This is a genomic window from Geobacter sp. 60473, assembly GCF_036323535.1.
Lineage (GTDB): Bacteria > Desulfobacterota > Desulfuromonadia > Geobacterales > Geobacteraceae > Geobacter > Geobacter sulfurreducens.
Genome location: NZ_AP028967.1, coordinates 2,938,841 through 2,956,391, shown reverse-complemented (window position 1 = coordinate 2,956,391; position 17,551 = coordinate 2,938,841). Strand labels below are relative to the sequence as shown.

The window sequence follows — 17,551 nt, the reverse complement described above, 5'->3', positions numbered from 1 at the left end:
GCAGCGCTTTTTTTTGTGTGTTGAAGAGAATGAGCGGGACCATGAAAAAAAGCCCGGGGAGGAACCTCCCCGGGCGAATGGCATTACAGGTGAGACGGATTAGGGAAACAGCACGGTAATGTTTTCGTTCTGCGCCGCCAGGGTGGTGCCGTTGTAGACGTAGACCTTGGCGGTGAAGAGTTTCTTCGCCGGGTAGCCCCAGAACTTGTGGGAGGGCAGGACGAAGTTTGCGTCGGAGGTGGTGTAGATGGTGGTGTTGCCGTCACCCCAGACAACCTTCACCTTGTTGAAGGTCACGCCGGTGATGGTGAGCGGGATGATGGCGTAGCCGGCGGAGGGGCTGTTGTAGGAGATGCCGGCGGCGGCCACGGCGACGCCCGTGGTGGGGGCCGGAGCGGTTACCTTGACGGAGATCTGGTCGGCTTTTTCCTCGTTGGTGAGGAGGTTCTTCACCCGCAGGGTCACCACGTGGGTGCCAAGGCTGTCGAAGGTGCGGGTGACGCTCTGGCCGGAGAGGCCGGTGGCGGAATCCGAGAAGGTCCAGTCATAGCTGTACTTGTCGGCTGCCAGGGCTCCGGCGGCAGAGGCGGCCAGGGTGACGTTGCCCTGGGTGACGGTGATGCTGGCCGGGTTGCCGGTGGCGTCCTGGCCGGCAATGGTGGCGATCACGGCCGTGGGGGCCGCGCCGATGCTGTTCAGGTAGTCAACCCAGGCGGTGCGACCGGCAAAGGTGGCGGCAGCCGGAGCAGCAATGCCCTTGATAGGCTCGTCGATCCAGAGCTGGGCGGCGAGGCCCAGGGGACCCACGTCAGTCTGGTTGGAGAGGCGGATGGTGTAGCCCGCCTTGGCGGCGATGCTCAGGGCGTCGTTGGTGCCGTCGCTGTTGGTGTCGATGCCGCTGATGGTGAACTCGGGCTGGTTCGCCGTGAAGGCGGCGCCCATGTGGGCAAGGAGCCCGTCGATACTGGCGATGGTGCCGCTGGTGACCACGAAGGTCCGCTCAGTTACGGTACCGGTGGCGTCGCTCTTGCCTTCGATCTTCACTACCCAGCCGGCGGTGGAGGTGGTGCCGGGGACGGCCGCCGCTGCGTTGTAGAAGGGGCTGCCGGTAGTGCCGGGGGCCGGCCGGAGCACGCCGTTGATGGTTGATTTCCAGCTGGGATCACGGTTTTTGAAGGTGGTCTCGTAGATGGTCTCGGCCTTCACGATGCCGTCCACGTTCAGGTTGCCGCCGGCAGTGGTGTTCAGGACCGTCTTGGCCACGGAGCGGGAGCCAGCCTTGTTGACGTTGGCCGGATGGACATCGGTGGGATCGGTGCCGTTAGCCCGGGTGAAGCTGGCAACCTGGCTTCCGAGATACGGGAAGTCCTTGTTGGGCGTGATGATGATCTTGCCGTTCCAGAAGCCGCTGCCGGGCTTGTGGCAGTCGCCGCAGCCGGTGGCGCCCCAGGCGTCGCGGGCCGCGGACACGTTGTGGGTCGACTTGAAGGGGACCGTCAGCATGGAGAGCTTCATGACCGGGCTCTCGGTGGAGGCGCTGCCCAGCATCGGCTTGATGTTGTTCTGGATGTAAGTGATCCGGTCGCCGATGAGTGAGGTGGTGATGGTGGGCTCCTCGGTCAGGGCGTGGAAACCACCCTGCTCGTTCAGACGGGCCACATGGGTCTGGAGAAGCGGATCGAGGCCGGGGCCGCGACCGTCGTTGTTGATGTCCAGGTTGCCGTTCATGTCGCGCCAGAAGATGGAACTGTTCATGTTGGCCAGGAAGAGCTTGCCCTTGTTCCAGTAGAGACCCAGGTTTTCGGCCATGTCGCGGGCCACGGTTTCGGTGTCGTGGACCGCCAGGCGGCCCTGCTCGTCTTTGCCGGTGCCGTCGACCATGGCGCCGCCGCTGATGGGGAACGAGCTGTAGCTGCGGAAGGAGCCGTCCTCGTTGTAGAGGGCCACGGTTGCCTGGAGCTTGCGGGTGTGGCAGGCGGTACAGTCAAGCACGTCCATGTGGGTTGCGGTGGCCACGCCGCTGCGGCTCGGCACCAGTTGCCCGTTGGAGGAGTACTGCTTCTGCACCAGCGTCTCCAGGAGCCCTTTGGCGCGGTGGGCCGCATCGGGGTTGGGGGCATTGTAGGTGCGGCCGTTGCCGGCGTTGTCGCTGTGGCAGTCGTTGCAGCTCTTGAAGCCCACGTTGTCCACGGCGTTCCACTGGGAATCGAAGGCGCTGTCGCCCCCCTTGGCCGGGTCGCAAAGGCCCAGCTTCTTGTTGGCGGCCACGGTGTTGGCGATGCCGCTGGTGCCTACGGTGAGCGGGTCGATCTCGCCGGTGGCGGTCAGGTCCTTGCGCTCATGGCAGCCCATGCAGCCGATGCCCATGTGAACTTCGCTGCCGCCCCAGAATTCGCCGCGCTTCTTCCACTCGACCTGGTACTTCTCCTTCACGGTGGCGAAGTGGCAGGATGCACAGTTGTCGGAGGGGGGGACTGCCTCGATATTTTGGGCTACCTCTGAGGCGAGCTTGTAGCCGTCGGTGGCGTCCACGCCATTGACAAACTTCAGTTTGGCAGGATCGTACTTGACCGTACGGGACGGAGTTGAGCCGGTTGAGTAGACGCCGAATCCGGCACCGTAGGCGCGGGATGCGTCGAAGCCCCGGGCGCGGACTGCGTCACGCCGGTGTTCCCAGCTGTAATCCTTCAGGTGGCAGGAGAGGCAGTCCACTTCCAGGACTCCGGATTGGGCGAAATCGTTCTTGATGGCGGTGTAGGTGGCCCCCTTGCCGTCGCCCTTGGGGCCGAACACGTCGATCACCCAGTTGAAGGCGGAGAAGAGCGGGTCGAGAATGCCGCCGGTGGTGCCGGCCGTGCGGAGCGGGATGCGGTTGGCAGGATTGGAGCCGGGGCCCATGGGGCTGCCGGTGGTCCCGTCGGCCAGGTATTTGGGAATGTACTCCATGGCGCCGCCGCCCACGTGACATTCGCCGCAGTCCATCATGTTGCCGAGGAGGGTCTTGTCGGCCTTTTGCTCCAGGGAGAGCGCGGAACCGAAGTTGAAGGGCTGATACACGCCGCCCGCATTGGGAGCGATGGCGCCGGAGATGACAGTTTCCCCGAAATTGGGGGAGAGGTACTTTGCGCTGGCGGCGTCATAGGCAAGACCTGCGCCGTCAGTGAATATTCTCGCCAACTGGCGAGCAGAGGGCGGTCACCAGGACCCCACGTGGGCAGGTCCCTGGACCCAGTTTTTGCCCTGGGTGTTGACGCCGCGACGAACCGGGTCGGGTTGGCCGTTGGGGAGCACGCCGTCAGGGTTCCAGGCATTGAAGCCCCGCAGTTCGTTGGAACCGTTGAGGGCGTGATAGGAGTGACGCTCGATCTCGTCATAGGTGTACTTCAAGGTGCCGCTGGCGGCCTGGTCGCCGTGGCAGCCCGCCGTGCCGAAACAGGTGGTCTTGATGCTGAAGGCGTTGTTGCCGCTATTGAGGGAGGTGATTTTGTTCCCGTCAGGGTCTTTCAGGATGATGTTATCGTGGGCCGCGTTGTAGGCTGCCGTTGCCGATCCGGCGGCAAGCCCCACAAGCAGTGCGGCCCCCGAGATCAGCGCCGGGCCAGTGGCCGGGTGTCTCCGGTTTCTCTTCATGTTCCTTTCTCCTCGCACATGGTTGGGTTCGCCGCTCCGTTGCCGAACGGTGGTTCGTGTCGGAAAGGGAGCGGCGTTGTGGCCGGCGGTGGGTATCAGGTGTCCCGAATCCGCCGTGCCGTGAAGTTCCGACTCGTTCCGGTATTCCTTCCGGACGCCTGGGGGAGCGGCCGGGGAATGATCCGGTAACTGCCGGTCCGGGGGGAGAGCCAATCGTGAAATTGCACGTAGCATGCCTCTTGCTGGTTTGCGCATGGAACAAATGCAATATTTCGTATTTATCTGAAATTGCGTGCTGTTACGAGAATGCTGAAAACAGTTATCCAGTATCCTGAAGGAAAATTATGGAGAGGTATGGGGTAAATTCCCCTTGCCTCTGGGGGGGGACGGGGGAAATCCCCCAGAACCGCCGGGCGATTCTGGGGGGTATGTTCAGTAGGTTCTCGGGTTGCCCGAGTGGCAACTCACGGTGCAGCTGCGACCCAGAGAGTCATAGCTGCCGGTGGTGACGAAGCGGGTGTCGAAGTTGATCAGGTGGCTGTTTGCAGCCGTGGTGCCCCCCAGAACCAGCGGGACGCCATGGGGGTCGTGGCAGACTGAGCAGGGTACCTGATGGGTGATCAGATGGGACTGGTGGAGCGGAAACGCCGACCGGCCCGGGTCCAGCAGGATCGTCTGGTCATGGCAACGGAAGCAGAGGGCGTAGTTGCTCTCGGCATAGGCGAGGGGATAGGTGTCGTGCTCGTAGCGGTCCATCAGGATTGGCTGGTAATCGGAGCCGTGGGGGCCGGATGCGCCGCTTCCCCCCCCCTTGCCGCCCTTGTTGCTCGAATGGCAATCGGTGCAGTAGATGAGGCTTGAGATGGAGAGGGTCCGAGCAGGCCTGAACCCGACGATTTCAAAGCGCAGGCTCGGCACGCTCATCCCTTTGCCCGGCGCCGATACCGGGTGATAGGAGGGGTTTTCCTGGGCGAAGCGGAGGCTCTGGTCACCGGTCTGGACCCTGCGGGGCACGGCCGGGGGAACGAAACTCCGGTCACCGTGGCATTTGTAGCAGATGGCATATTCGCTGTCGGCGTAAGTCTTGATGCCGTCGGGCGACTTGGCGATGGCAACCCCTACGAGCCGGCCGTTCAGCGTCGGCGGCGAAGCAAGAGGTGTTGATTCATGACGGGTGATGCAGGGATTGTGGCAATCGACGCACTCCACGTGCGGCTGTGACGGCTCGAAGTCGAGGGGGTTCTCGTCGGCGTCGTGCCTGCCGGAAAGGACGAGCCGGCCGGTCTGATGAGCTTTGCCGAAGGCCGACGCGGAGCGGATGTCGGTCCCGGATGTTTCCACCGTGCCGGTTCCGTTGTGGCAGGTGAGGACGCAGGTTTCCTGTACGTCGGCTCCCTTCAGCAGCCGTGCCGGCTGATCGGCCCGGTGGACCTGGTGACAGCTTTCGCAGGGATCGCCCGGCAGGTAGTGGGCGCCCTCCGTGAGCCCGGCGCGGCTGTGGCAGGCGGTGCAGAGGGCCGAGTAGTTGTTGTTGTCGAGCACCAGGAATTTCCCCGATTTTTGCGGATGATCGGCCGGAGGGTAGCGGTCCTTGTGGGGGTCGTGGCAGCTGGTGCATTCGATTCTGCCGTCTTCGAGCGAGATTTCGGGCGGCAGTTCGGCCGGTAGCCGGAGCACGGCGGCGGCCGAGATGGAGCCGGCATAGGGAAAGGAAATGGGATGATCGTCGGAGAGATCAGTGGACAGGTTCGAACGCACATTCGTGGGCAGGGTCGGCAGCCCCGCGATCATCTTGCCCCCCGAGAGCATGCCGGGGGCGATGGTGCCGTCATGACACCCCAGGCAAAGGCGGGAGGCGCCGGCAGGCTGGCCCGGTTTCTGGATTGCCTTGAGGGTCGACGAGTCGTAGGGGGTGTAGAGCGCACTGGACAACTCGCGGCTCCAGAGGGGGGTTATGCTAGTGGCGTGGTGGGGCGTATGGCAGAAAATGCAGACCCGCTCTTCGGTGGCGGCGCGGGTCGCACCGGTGAGCCCCGGGCCGCTCACGGACAGGTTGTGGCGGTTGTGAGAATCGGTCACGCTCAGGGAGGGTGAGAGGGCGGCCGCCGGAGCCGCCGTTCCCAGGAAGAAGACCAGTGCCGTTATCATGGGTCGTGCTGCCATGGTGTCCACCTTTAGTCGGGGGTGTGGGGGTCCTGCCCCCAGGGCTCTTCTTTCAGGTAGCGGAAGACCTGTACCCGCTGGTTATACGTATCGGAGACATAGATCATGTCATTGGCGATATGGATGCCGGAGGGCATCCAGAACTGGCCGGGGAGGCTTCCCTTGTCGCCGAAGGCCAGGAGCAGCCGGCCCGTCTCGTCGAAGATCTGGACCATGTCCTGCTGGCTGTCACAGACGTAGATATGCCCTTCGCTGTCCACGGCGACCCCCTTGGGGCGGGTGAAGCGACCGGGAGTATCCCCGGCCTCGCCGAAGCTTCCCGCCGGCTTTCCGTCTGCTGTGAAGATCTGAATCCGGCTGTTGAGGGAGTCGGTTACCAGAAGGCGTCCATCGGCCATCACGGCCAGGTCGGTGGGGAAGTTGAAGGCGCCGGGCTCCATGCCGCTCCCGCCGATGCGCAGGGTTTCCTTGCCCGCCGAATCGAAGGCTACGATCCGGTGGGCGCCGGTTTCCGCCACGTACAGCAGGCCCGTTACCGGGTTGAAGGCGATACCGGTGGGGCGGTGAAGCGGGCGGAGGTCCAGCGCGACGAAAGAGTCGCCGTCGTTGGAGAAGCGGTGGATCAGGCCGGTGCCGGAGTCGGTTACGTAGAGCGCTCCCCGGCTGTCCCGGGCTATCCCGATGGGTGAGACCATCGGGGTCTTGCCTTCCTCCGGCAGCAGCCGATAGGCCCCGCGCTTCAGGTCGATCAGGTGCACTCGCCCGGCGCCCGAATCGACCAAGGCGAAGATCTGCTCATCGGCCAGAATTCCGTGGGGACGGATGAAGCGCTCCTCCTTCTCACCCAGCACGAACCGCGCGATCTTGCCCCAGAACCCGGGAGATACCCCAAGCCCCTTCTGGTTATAGACTTCGCGCACCCACTCGATGCGCGGCTGGAGCGGCGGTCCCGGCCAGACCAGCCGTTGCTCCGGTTCGTTCGGGGTTACGGCCGTAATGGTCGTGCAGGCGGCCAGGATGCTCGCCACGGCCAGGACCAGGCAGTGCCTGACCGCGGTCGCAAGCCGGCGTGCAGGGGAGGTGCCGCGTGCCGGTACTGACTGCTCCATGTGTGCTCCTTTTCGTGCGCTCAGTTAGAACGACCTGCTGATCTGCAGCCTGATGGCAGTGCTGCGGTTCGTGTTCTGGGGCAAAAACTTCCAGGCCAGCTCCGAGAAGAGGGACAATTCGGTTCGTCCGAGCTGGGCATTGAGCTCGACCGAAGCACTCACTTCATCGCTGGGAGAACGTCCCCGCACCATCAGGTAGTCCCCGATCAGGCGCATGGTCGCCCAGTTGGTGACCGGACGGAGGTATTCCCCCGTCAGGTTGAGGGTATTGGTGTAGCTGGATTCAGTTCGGCCATCCCCGTTGTCATGGAGGGTATAGCGCTCCCGAAGGTTCAGCCGCACCAGGTCCCGGCCGAAGGAGCGCACGTAGCGCGAGTAGCCCTCGAAGGTCTGGCTCGGGTTGATGTCCGAATCGATGCGGAGGTACGAAGCACCGTAACTCAGGAACTCCCGCCGGCTTTCAAAACCCAGGTTGAGGGTCCGGTAGTCGCTGAGCTGGGGCGACCCGGCTCCGCGGTTTTCCAGGACGTCCTGACTGCTGTCGGTGACCCGCACGAACAACCGGTGCCGCTCCTGAAAGAGCGACAAGGTAGCGTAGCCGGTATAGACGCTCTGGCTATAGGTGATGGAGGGGGCAAGCCGGTATTCGTAATCGATGGAGAGGATGCTTCCCGCGGTGATCGGAACCGGGCCGACCGTGGGGATCTGCGGAAAGACGATCCGGGTCTCGCGGCCATCGGGCACTACCTGGTAATCGGTGCCGGGGGTGTAGATGAACGTCCGTTCCCGGTTGCGGACGACGATGCTGTCGGGGTTAACATCCAATTGTCCAAGCACAAGTTCGTAGGGTGGAAGGTCCGGCACCGTGGCCGATTCATTGATTACCGGCAGGGCGTCGGCGCCCAGTTTGTTGTCGGTGATCCCGTAATTGTAGCCCACCCCCACCAGCAGGCTGCTCTCTTCGGGCAGCTTCTTTTCATAGTCGATTGTCCCTCCGCCACCGATCTCGGTGATGGAGCCGTTGTTGTCGAAGGTGGTGTTCTTGCCCCGCAGGTCGAGCCGGGTAGTGAGGCTCTTATAGAGGCGATGCTGAATCCAGCCGACCCCGCTGTCCTCCACCGTTTTTCTGTCGGCAAAGGTGCGGTCGCGGTGAATGTAGATTGCGTGGGTCTGGAGCGCCTTGCCCACCCACCAGTCGAGACTTTCGTTCAACTCCAGGGTGTGATTCCGGACCGTGCCGGTCTCGTTTACGTAGCTGGCGAGGGTGTTGAGGGTGCGGGTGAGATCGGTGGTACCCAGATTGAGCAGATGCCTGAACACGACGCTGCGCGTGTCCGAAGAGGTTGTCGTTGCCTCTCCCTTGGTGACGGTGTCGCTCTTGTTGAGGGACAGCGACAGCGTTGCGTTGGACAGGCTCCGGTAGTTGTGGGAGAACGACAGAAGAAAGGCTTCGATGGTGTTCTCCGTGTCGGCTCCTGCCCCCGACGTAGCGTTCGAGCGGAGACTGTAGTTGAACAGGGTGGGTACGTAGTTGTTCTGGAGGCTCAGGGTCGCGCCGACGCCGTCGGTCTTGATGTCGTAGGAGGGAGTGAATGCCTGGCGCACCCTGTTGTGCTGCTGATAGGTAAAGAAGGTGACCGGATACCAGCTGCGCTGGAACCAGGTGCCGTTTACGTTGTATTCCAATTGATGGCTCGAACCGTCGGAGGCGGAGCGGTTGGTGGTTTCTTCGTTTTCCTGTTCGAGGTTGGCGCCTACCCTGACGGAACCGTTCAACAGGCGCGGAGAGAGGACAGCATAGCGGAACGCGGCCCGGTAACGCTCGTCGAAGCGGTGGGACGTGGAGTCAAGGCCGGTTCCCCCGTCGCTTTGGCTCGACTGCTGATCGAATTCATACCCCAGGCTGATGTTCTGGGTTAGCTTGCCGAAGCGCAACAGCGTCAGCCGTGCCGCGTCGGCCGGGAAGGGGGGGGACAGCACGAGCAGCACCATGAGCGCGGCGGCAATGCGTATGCCACCGGCTATCGGGTCCCTCGCTGCATTTCCCCATAGATCCATGGCCGGTGCCTAGCGCAGCAGATAGCGTGCGTCGCCGGCATGGGGGTCATGGCACTCGACGCAGGCGATCTTGCTGTCCTTCAGGCGGTCGTGCATCCGGTTGGTGAGCCGTTCTTCCGTGTGGCAGCGGCCGCATATCTGGTCCCGCGGCGCTCCGAGCAGGTCCGGGTTCGGCGCGGCGTGGGGGAGATGGCAGGCGAGGCAATCACCAACGGCTGCAGGCCCATGCTGGAATGCGCCCTTGAGGAAGCCGGGATGGCACTTGAAGCAGAGTTCCTGCTTGGGCACCACCAATCCGCCGCTCTTGTCCTTGTCTGAGCCGTGACAGTCAGCGCAGCGTTTCTCGCCGTAGGGCAGGTGGGTGGACCCCTTGGGTCCTTCCTCCTTGACCTCCACTTTGGCCAGTCCCAGCTGTTCCTGGTGATACTGCCGGGCGAAGTCGACGCAGTACTCATCGGTGGGCGGCAGCGTCGGCACCCCGTCGAAGATGGTGGACAGGGTCTTGTGGCGCACCACGGGGTCGCAGGCGGTCAGGCAGAGTGCAAGGGCACCCAGCCCCGCCCGCAACAGCCATATCACAGCAACAGACCTTCTCATGCCGATTCGCGCCTCATCAGGCTACTGTGCGGCGGGTTCCGCAGCCTTGGGTTCGGCCTGCCCGGCCTTCTTCCCCTCCTGGGCCTCCTTTTCGCGGGCTTTCCGTGCGCGCTCCTCCAGTTCCTTGCGGATCTTCTCGTACTCCTGCTCGTAATCGATCCCTTCGCGTTTGCCGTACCCGTACACGGCCACCTTGTTCGCTTTTCCCCCCTGGTTGGTGACGAACACCACGCCGTCCAGCTTGAAGGAGGAGTCCGCCATCTTCTGGAAGTACTCCAGGTTGGCTGTGGAATAGGCGATCCCTGCCGGGAGATTCAGGGATGCGGTGCTATCCTTGCCCGCGTCGCCGTAGAAGAGGAGCAGGCGTCCCGTATCCGAAAAGAGCTGAACGTTCTGATGTCCGCCGTCAACCACGTGGATCAGTCCGGCGGGATCCACCGCGATTCCCTTGGGGCGGGCGAACTGGCCGAAGCCATCGCCCATCTGGCCGAAGGAGAGAAGCAGATTGCCGTCCCGGTCGAATTTGAGGACTCTGCCGCTGACCCCGTTGGTGGCATAGAGAAACCCCTTGGAGTCCATGGCCAGGTTGATGGGCATGGCGAGCCGCTCGAAGGGGCCGCCCGCTGTGCCGAAACTTTCGAGATACTGGCCGCTCTTGACGTTGAACACTTTGATGTCGCTGCTTTTGATGTCGAGCACGAAGGCCCGGTCGCCGCTAACGACCACATCCACGGGCTTCATGTCCCGGTCCCCGCCGATGGCCTTGAGGAAATCGCCTTCCGGCGTGAATACCACCACCTCCCGCCGACCCGCGTCGGCCACGTAGATGAAGCCGTCCTTGTCCACGGCCACGTTGGCCGGAGTGGTCAGCTTGCCAGGCCCGGCAGCCCCCTTGAGCAGTTCGAATTTTTTGCCCGGCAGGTCGATGACGACAATCTGGGCGGTTCCCACATCGCTCACGTAGAGCTTGCCGCCGGCCTCGGTAATGCCGTACGGCTTGACGATGTGGCGGATCTTTTCGCGTTGCTCGGTCAATCCCCCGAAGAGGGAAAACGATGAATCCTTCCCTTCCACGTCGGTCGAGTTGGCAATCCCCATCAGGTACTGGAGCCGGGGCAGGTTGGGAGGCGGCGGGAAAAAAGTATTTCCCGCAGGGCCGGTTTTACCGGCACACCCGCTGATCCAGAGCAGCGAGCAGAGCACGAACAGCCGGGCGGCTTGTGTGAAAGGACGGTGGGCTACGGCGAAACGCGGCTTCATGAAAACCTCCTCGAATTAGAGTGGAGGACGATAACCTGTCGTAAATTCCTATTATTACGGTTTTTATATGATTGTGCTGGTGAAAAGGCCGCTGCCCGACAAGGCAGCGGCCTTTTCTGTTGCAACAGCAGTGCCGCAATAGTGCCGCTTACTTTTTGTGGCAGGTGAGGCAGATCTGGGAGCCGGCCTGCTTGTTAATGAGGAGGTAGTCCTCAGGGTTCTCGTTGTTGTGTACGTCGTGGCAGCTGGCGCAGGTCATGATGTTCTTGCTGCCGTTGTTGTACATAAGATCGGAGATCTTCCGGTTATGGGTACCGGCATAGTTAACGCCCGTACCGGCCAGGGTCACGGAGAACTGGGTGTTGGCAGCCCTGATGCCGGAGCCGAGGGTGCCGTTCCCTTTGTCGGTCGAAGCAACCGCATCGTAATCGAACCCGATCGGGTGATCGTTGGTGAGGCCTTCACCGAAGGCGAGGTCGCCGACGCTGATCTCGTTCCAGTTGTCGCCCACGGCGGCGGAGCCGTTGCCCGCAGCCGGAGCGGTTCCATAGTGCTGGCTTACGGCGATGACGCCGTCATGGCAGCTCATGCAGAGACGGCTGGGGCCGACGAGCGGGTCGGACTGCATGTTGTCGACAGAGCCGCCGTCAAAGGTCCGGGATGCATAGGGAGTATAGGTCTCTTCGTTCACCTGGTGGGACCAGAGCGGGTTGTACTCGGCAATGGCGCCGCTGACGATGGCATGGTGCGGGGTGTGGCAGTAGGCACAGACCCGGCCGTACTCGTCACCGTTGGTTACCACGTTGTTGATGTTGTGCGGCGAGTTGGACACGCCGGTTCCCGGGGTGTAGGTTTGCTTGGCAAGGGCCACGCCGGCCAAGGCGCCTGCGGAAAGGGCGGCAGCGCAGACAACGCTAAGAATTCGGTTTTTCATGATGTTCATTCCTTTCTCTGCCTTAAATTGAATTACAGTGCTCAGCTCTCTTTCCCCTTTTTCATTCATTCGAATCTGTTGCCCGCATGTAATGAATCGGTGACCTTCCCCCAAAGGACCCCGGTTGGCAGGCTTTGTCAGATATATAGCAACGCCGGTGCCATTTATGATGATGAATTTATATTTTTAAATATTTGGTTTAATAGTTTGAAATTATTGGTCTATTCGAATGTCATGAAATGGGCCGCTAGCTCTTCGTAACTACCGATGGCTTTCCGGTCGGGGGATTTCCACCACCTTTGAGGGTGGGCGGGTGAAATCACTCAGGGGCACCGGACTCTCTGGGGGGGACGCAAAAGAGCCCGACCGGGGCCGGGCTCTTTTGCGTTCAGGATAACGGTTGTTAGGGCGCAGTCACCCCAATGGCGAGCGGTTGAGAGGTGTTGTTGGTTTCATCCGCCTCTGCCACTGCATTGGCAGGGTCTGCAACGGCAATCAGGTAGTAGGTTGCCGGCTCCATGTCCGCGGGCAGCTTCACCGACTTGCCGACAGTGGCGACGCCGCCCGGGCCCAGTGACGGTATGGTGGATACTCCCAGATAGATGTCGTCTGGCGAGACAGTCCCGTCGGTTGACAGGTAATAGTTCACGAGCGAGTAAGGAGAGCCGCCGGCACGGGTTGTGACGATCACCTGGGCGGAGATCGTTTCGCCGGCACTGGCCGTAGCCGGCGCGGTCAGCGCCGAGACCGCGAGGTCGGCGCCAACCAGGTCGATGGGAGCCGCAGCAGATGCGTTATTGCTCTCGTCGGTCTCGGGAATCAGGTTGCCACCGTCGACGATGGCACCCAGGTAGTAGCGTCCGCCCTCCAGATCATTGGGGAGCTTGAGGGTGGTAGTCGCCGTGTTCGCGCCATCGATGTCCAGGCCGGATACGAAGCGGGTCCCCAGGTAGGTGTCTGAGCGGGTTATGACGGCGTCGCGCGACAGGTAGAAGGTGACATCGAAGCCCGGCACTGCGCCGCCGGCGCTCCTCACGGTATTGGCGACTCCGATGGTCGCCCCCGCGGAGGCGGAGGCCGGCCCGCTCAGTGCCTCGACCGCCAGATCCCTTCCGGTGACGGTGAGCTGTACGGTTCGCGTGTTGTCAGCCTCGTTGGCCTCCCTGACCGTGTTGTAGGGGTCGCTCACGGCGCCGAGGTAGTAGGTCCCGGGCAGGATGTCCGCCGGAACCTTCAGGCCGGTTGTAGCGTTGTTGGCACCCCCCGCGGGCAGGGCTGAGACGGTGCGGCCTCCGAGATAGCGATCGGCGGCGGTGATGATGCTGTCGGTCGACAGGTAGAACTCCATGTACGATGAGGGCGCCGATCCTGCCGTGGTGGCAAGGGCGTTGGCCACGGCGATGGTTTCGCCGGGCTTGGCCGAGGCCGGTGCCGAGAGGGACGCCAGTGCCAGTTCGGCACCCGTTACCTCCACGGCGACTGCCTGGTCCGGCCCGGTCGCGTTGCTGGTCTCCGTTTCCTCTTTCACGTAATTGTAGGGGTCCACGATGGCGCCCACGTAATAGCGGCCCGTGAAGACGTAATTCGGAATTGTCACCGTGGCCGTTGCGGTGCTCGCTCCGGCCACAGCCAGGCTGCTCACCGTGCGGCGGCCGAGGTACACGTCGCCGGTGGTAATGGCCTGGTCGGAGGAAAGGTAGAAGTCGACCGTAAAACTTCCGGATCCGCCCTGGGTCGAAAATGCCCGGCTGGAAATGGTGAGGGGGACCCCTGACAGGGCGCTGCCGGGGAGGCTCAGACCGTCTACCCGGAGATCCGGACCGATGATGTGCAGGGGGATGCCCAGGGAGTTGTCGTTCTCGTCCGCCTCTGCAATGACGTTGCCGGGGTCTGCGATGGCACCGATGTAATAGTCTCCCCCGGTCAGGTAGCGGGGGATCGTCAGGATTGTGGTCGCCGTGCTGCTTCCCCCCGCGGGGAGGGACGCGGTGCGGTAGCCGAGGTAAATGTCGGAGGTGGTGATTGCCGGGTCGGTGGAGAGATAGAACTCTACCCGGTGGGTGGGTGCGGCGCCGGCCATGCTCCTGATGGTGCTGGCCAGGCTGACGGTGCCCGCCGTGTAAGCCGTGTCGGAGGCGGAAGTAAGGGATTCCACGACAAGCTCGGGACCGTTAACCGTAATGGCACGGCCGGCAGAGGCGTTGTTGGTTTCATTGATTTCGGTAATCACTCCATAGGCGTCGGCAATGGCACCGAGATACCAGGTGTCGCTGGTCAGCGTCGTGGGAAGCGTCACGGTGGCAGTGACGGTCTGTGCGCCCGCGGCGCCGAAGGAGCCGACCGCCTTGGTGGCCAGATACGTATCGGCGCTGGTTATGACCGGATCACGCGAGACGAAGAACTGGACCGCGGATGCCGCTGCCGGCATGGTGGCGGCAACCGTTGCCGTAATGGTGACCGGTTGACCGGTGGTGCCGGAGGCTGGCGCGGTCACCCCAGGAACGGTCAGGTCAAGGCCGTCCGCCAGGATCTCGACCTGATTGCCGGCCAGGGAGTTGTTGTCTTCCCGGGCTTCGGCCACGTGATCGGCCGGATCGACGGTTGCGACAATGAAATAAGACCCCGGCACAACTTCCGGCGGCAGGGTGGCGGTGAAGGATACTGCACTGGTTTGGGCCGCCGGGATGGGTGAGATCGGGATACTGCCGAGGGGGATGCCGGTGGCAGCCCCGCCGCGGGAGAGGTAAAAGGCAACCTCCGCCGACGTGGCATCCGCGGTGCCTTCGTTCCGCACCATCCCGTCCACCCTGATGACCGAGCTCGGCAGCAGGTTCGTGGTAGAGACCACAGATGTCACGAGCAGGTCAACGGGGGGCAGGGTCCTGTTGACCATCAGGGTTTGCCCGGCCGGGTTGTTGAGCGTATCCGTCGCGATTACGGTAATGGTGTTGCTGCCGGGCACCAGGGAGGCGGTGGCCTCGTAGTAGCCATCGGCGGCGCGCCAGACGGCTGGTTGGCCGTTGACCGTCACCCGGTCGATTCCGGCCGGATCGGTGGCGGTGCCGAAGACCCTGACCGTCGGGAGATAGGTCTCGTTGTTTTCCGCCGAGCAAAAGACCTCCAGGGACGGCGGGAGGCTGGCGGTGCGGAAGGTATAGTTGTTGCCGCCGTTGGTATCCGTGGAGACGTTGCCGGCGGCGTCGGCTGAGGTGACGGAAAAGAAATAGTCTCGTCCTTCCGACAAACCTGAGAGTGCCAGGAGATGGTCCGAGACAAAGGCCCCGTCGATGACGCTGAGGCCCAGGGAGCCGTCAGAGCCGTAGCTGACCTTCGAGTCTGCGGGTTCGTCGGTGGTCCAGGCTACGGTCGCCGAGGTTTCGGAGAGCTGGGCTCCGACGCCAACCGCCGAGATCGCCGGCGGCACGCTGTCGACAATCCGGGCCGACACGCTCACGAGGCGGGGATAGCCGCTCAGGTTGATTTCATCGGTATAGCGGGCGCTGATCGTCTCGCCATGGCGCGCTTCCAACGCACCATTGTCGTGGATGGCGGTGCCGCCGAGTGCGATCGGGCAGGTGCCGGTGAAGGTCCCGGTATTGGGGCCGGTTTCGGTGAGGACCACCTGCTCCGGGTTGCTCTCGGTCTCGCCGAGCAGGTCCACCGTCATGGTCTCGATCGCTGAGGCATTGTGGTTGAGATCCCGGTCGGTCACCATGACCGACACCTGTCCCGGCGCCTCCAGGGTGCCGTTAGCGCTGTTGGTCAGGGCGATCCGGCCGTCCGAGGTGACGCCGGTGACCCCGGTCATTACCAGAGCGAAGGGCTGGGGACCCACCGGAATGCTGGCGCCGATCACCTTGACCAGGTAGGTGCCGGCCACGGGCCGCTTGATGACCACCTGCTCTTCAACGTTGACCCTGTCGGAGGAGCCGCCGGTCCTTGATTCATAGTCACCGTGCGAACAGTTCAGATCATTGCCCAGGTAGGTCGTTCCGTCCGGTGCGACAACTACCAGATTCAGGTCATTGGTAAGATGGGACGTGGCACCGGGCGCCGCCGGGGCGTCGGTCCAGGCCAGTGTGATCTTGAGCCTTCTGCCGCCGGGAGAGAAATAGAGCCGCTGCCAGACGCCGCCGGTTTCCAGGCCTGCACCCTCGTCGACTACTTCCAGGGAGTGGCTGTCACCGTTGAAAAAGAGGGTGTTGATCAGTTTGGGGCGCCCCCAGCCGCCTCTCTTCGAGGGACACGAGTCGTCGGGGTCGTCCGAGAGGAGCGCTTCGGCGCTGTTCACGAGGACTGCCTTCAGCAGCGCCGCCGAGGGGTGCAGCTTGTTGGTGGCGACAGGGCTGCCGGTGGGGAAGAAGCCGTCGGTAAAGTACTGGCGGATGAGCGCGGCTGCTCCCGAGGTGACCGCCGCTGCCACCGAGGTGCCCGACATGGCCATGGTGTCGCTGTTGCCGCTGCCGAGAAGGCCGTCGGAGCGGGCCGAGATAACACCCAGACCCGGAGCGCCCACCGACGGATTGGCGCGGCCATCCGGAGCCTGGCCGACACTGCTTTCGGCGCTGACCGTGGCGGCATCGGTTCCGTTGCCGGTTGCCACTACGCTGGTGGCGTTCTTGGCTATGGCCGGACTGGTTGCCGTCTGCTCCGCCGGGCCGCCGTTGCCGTTGGCGAACACGGCCAGGAAATCTTTGTGCCGCCAGGAAAAGTCGTCAAGGGCCGCGGCAAGGGCGTCGTAGTCCCCGCTATCGAACCCCCAACTGCCGTTGAAGATCCGGGCTCCGCTGTCATAGGCCTTTTTCAGCACGGTTTCCAGTTCCAGGCTGCCGGTCAGCGTGCCGTCGGCGCCGACCAGGTCCTGGACGTGGATGCGCGCGCCGGGTGCGATGCCGTTGCCGGGCATGCCCGGCCCCCGGTCGCCGCAGATGGTCCCGGCGATGTGGGTGCCGTGGCCGTCGGCCACATCGTGGTTGTCTCCCAGAGTGGTGTCGTACCCCACGATCTTGCGGTGTCCCGGGCCGGGAAGGGCGCCGTTCGGATCGGCGAACCAGGGCATGTCGTAGTCGACCCCCGAGTCGGCGATACCGACGATCTGCCCCGCGCCGGTAATCCCCTTCTCCCAGATCGTGCGATTATCGACCTCGTTGGTCTGTACCACCCAGGCGGCATCGCTGTTGTGCAGCCGCAACTCCCCGACCTCGCCGATCCAGGCTGTCTCCTCCTGCTGGGCAAGAGAGGCGAGCAGATCCTCAGGTACCTCCACGGTAATGTTGCGTGCACCCACGTTCAGTATCCGGCCATTTCCCCGCAGGGTGGCGGCAATGACCGCTACCCGGTCGGCAGGGTCGTCCACCCGGAGCACCTTCCGGATCCGGATCTCGGACGTCGGTGCCGCCGTCTGGTCCTTCCGCGCCTTGCCCACCAGTTTGTCGGCCGGTGCAAATCGGGTGATGTCTTCGACGAATGAGAGAAGGGCAACCCTCTTGGCCGCCTTGCCGTCCATGAGCGCAACAAACGCATTCGTGGGCATGTAATCGCCGATACGGCAACCGAGCGCCTCCAACTGCCGTCGCTGCTCAGGCCGGACCGGACCGTTGAACTGGACGAGCCATCGCTTTCGTTTTGCCTTGTCTGCCGACCCGGATTCTTTGGGGGCCGGCCGCTGTCTCTTACCGGTCTCTGCGCTATAGCCGCTGCCCGTGACCTGCCGGGGCTCCGCCTGGACCAACAGCATGGCGAGCATCCCCACGGTCGCCAGCGACGCAATACATCGCCTCAGTTTCATCACCTGCCCCCT

At 63.2% G+C, this 17,551-nt stretch carries 9 protein-coding genes; all 9 read right to left on the bottom strand.

Annotation, left to right across the window (positions count from 1 at the left end):
* Window positions 1–99: 99 nt before the first annotated feature.
* Window positions 100–3,177 (bottom strand): PKD domain-containing protein, encoded by a 3,078-nt coding sequence (locus AABA48_RS13435; protein ID WP_338270654.1) that lies wholly within the window; start codon window positions 3,175–3,177, stop codon window positions 100–102.
* An 18-nt stretch (window positions 3,178–3,195) separates the two neighbouring features.
* Entirely contained in the window at window positions 3,196–3,630 is a 435-nt protein-coding gene (locus AABA48_RS13430) for a cytochrome C (RefSeq protein WP_286350871.1), read from the bottom strand.
* A gap of 432 nt (window positions 3,631–4,062) precedes the next feature.
* Entirely contained in the window at window positions 4,063–5,793 is a 1,731-nt protein-coding gene (locus tag AABA48_RS13425) for a cytochrome c3 family protein (protein ID WP_338270653.1), read from the bottom strand.
* An 11-nt stretch (window positions 5,794–5,804) separates the two neighbouring features.
* Window positions 5,805–6,902: a 6-bladed beta-propeller gene (locus tag AABA48_RS13420; RefSeq protein WP_286350869.1), complete on the bottom strand. Its 1,098-nt coding sequence runs from the start codon at window positions 6,900–6,902 to the stop codon at window positions 5,805–5,807.
* A 24-nt stretch (window positions 6,903–6,926) separates the two neighbouring features.
* A complete protein-coding gene (locus AABA48_RS13415; protein ID WP_286350868.1) occupies window positions 6,927–8,960 on the bottom strand; it encodes a hypothetical protein in 2,034 nt (677 codons plus the stop codon).
* Window positions 8,961–8,969: 9 nt separating this feature from the next.
* Window positions 8,970–9,557: a cytochrome c3 family protein gene (locus tag AABA48_RS13410; RefSeq protein WP_338270652.1), complete on the bottom strand. Its 588-nt coding sequence runs from the start codon at window positions 9,555–9,557 to the stop codon at window positions 8,970–8,972.
* Window positions 9,558–9,578: 21 nt separating this feature from the next.
* A complete protein-coding gene (locus AABA48_RS13405) occupies window positions 9,579–10,817 on the bottom strand; it encodes an SBBP repeat-containing protein (RefSeq protein ID WP_286350866.1) in 1,239 nt (412 codons plus the stop codon).
* Window positions 10,818–10,965: 148 nt separating this feature from the next.
* Complete coding sequence (locus AABA48_RS13400) at window positions 10,966–11,751, bottom strand: cytochrome c3 family protein (protein ID WP_286350865.1); 786 nt, start codon at window positions 11,749–11,751, stop codon at window positions 10,966–10,968.
* A 403-nt stretch (window positions 11,752–12,154) separates the two neighbouring features.
* Window positions 12,155–17,539: a CARDB domain-containing protein gene (locus tag AABA48_RS13395; RefSeq protein ID WP_286350864.1), complete on the bottom strand. Its 5,385-nt coding sequence runs from the start codon at window positions 17,537–17,539 to the stop codon at window positions 12,155–12,157.
* Between the last annotated feature and the right edge of the window lie 12 nt (window positions 17,540–17,551).

Coding starts and splice junctions, on each gene's coding strand:
- AABA48_RS13405 (WP_286350866.1), bottom strand. CDS start 10,817: ATGAAGCCGCGTTTCGCCGTAGCCCACCGTCCTTTCACACAAGCCGCC.
- AABA48_RS13425 (WP_338270653.1), bottom strand. CDS start 5,793: ATGGCAGCACGACCCATGATAACGGCACTGGTCTTCTTCCTGGGAACG.
- AABA48_RS13400 (WP_286350865.1), bottom strand. CDS start 11,751: ATGAAAAACCGAATTCTTAGCGTTGTCTGCGCTGCCGCCCTTTCCGCA.
- AABA48_RS13415 (WP_286350868.1), bottom strand. CDS start 8,960: ATGGATCTATGGGGAAATGCAGCGAGGGACCCGATAGCCGGTGGCATA.
- AABA48_RS13420 (WP_286350869.1), bottom strand. CDS start 6,902: ATGGAGCAGTCAGTACCGGCACGCGGCACCTCCCCTGCACGCCGGCTT.
- AABA48_RS13430 (WP_286350871.1), bottom strand. CDS start 3,630: ATGAAGAGAAACCGGAGACACCCGGCCACTGGCCCGGCGCTGATCTCG.
- AABA48_RS13410 (WP_338270652.1), bottom strand. CDS start 9,557: ATGAGAAGGTCTGTTGCTGTGATATGGCTGTTGCGGGCGGGGCTGGGT.
- AABA48_RS13395 (WP_286350864.1), bottom strand. CDS start 17,539: ATGAAACTGAGGCGATGTATTGCGTCGCTGGCGACCGTGGGGATGCTC.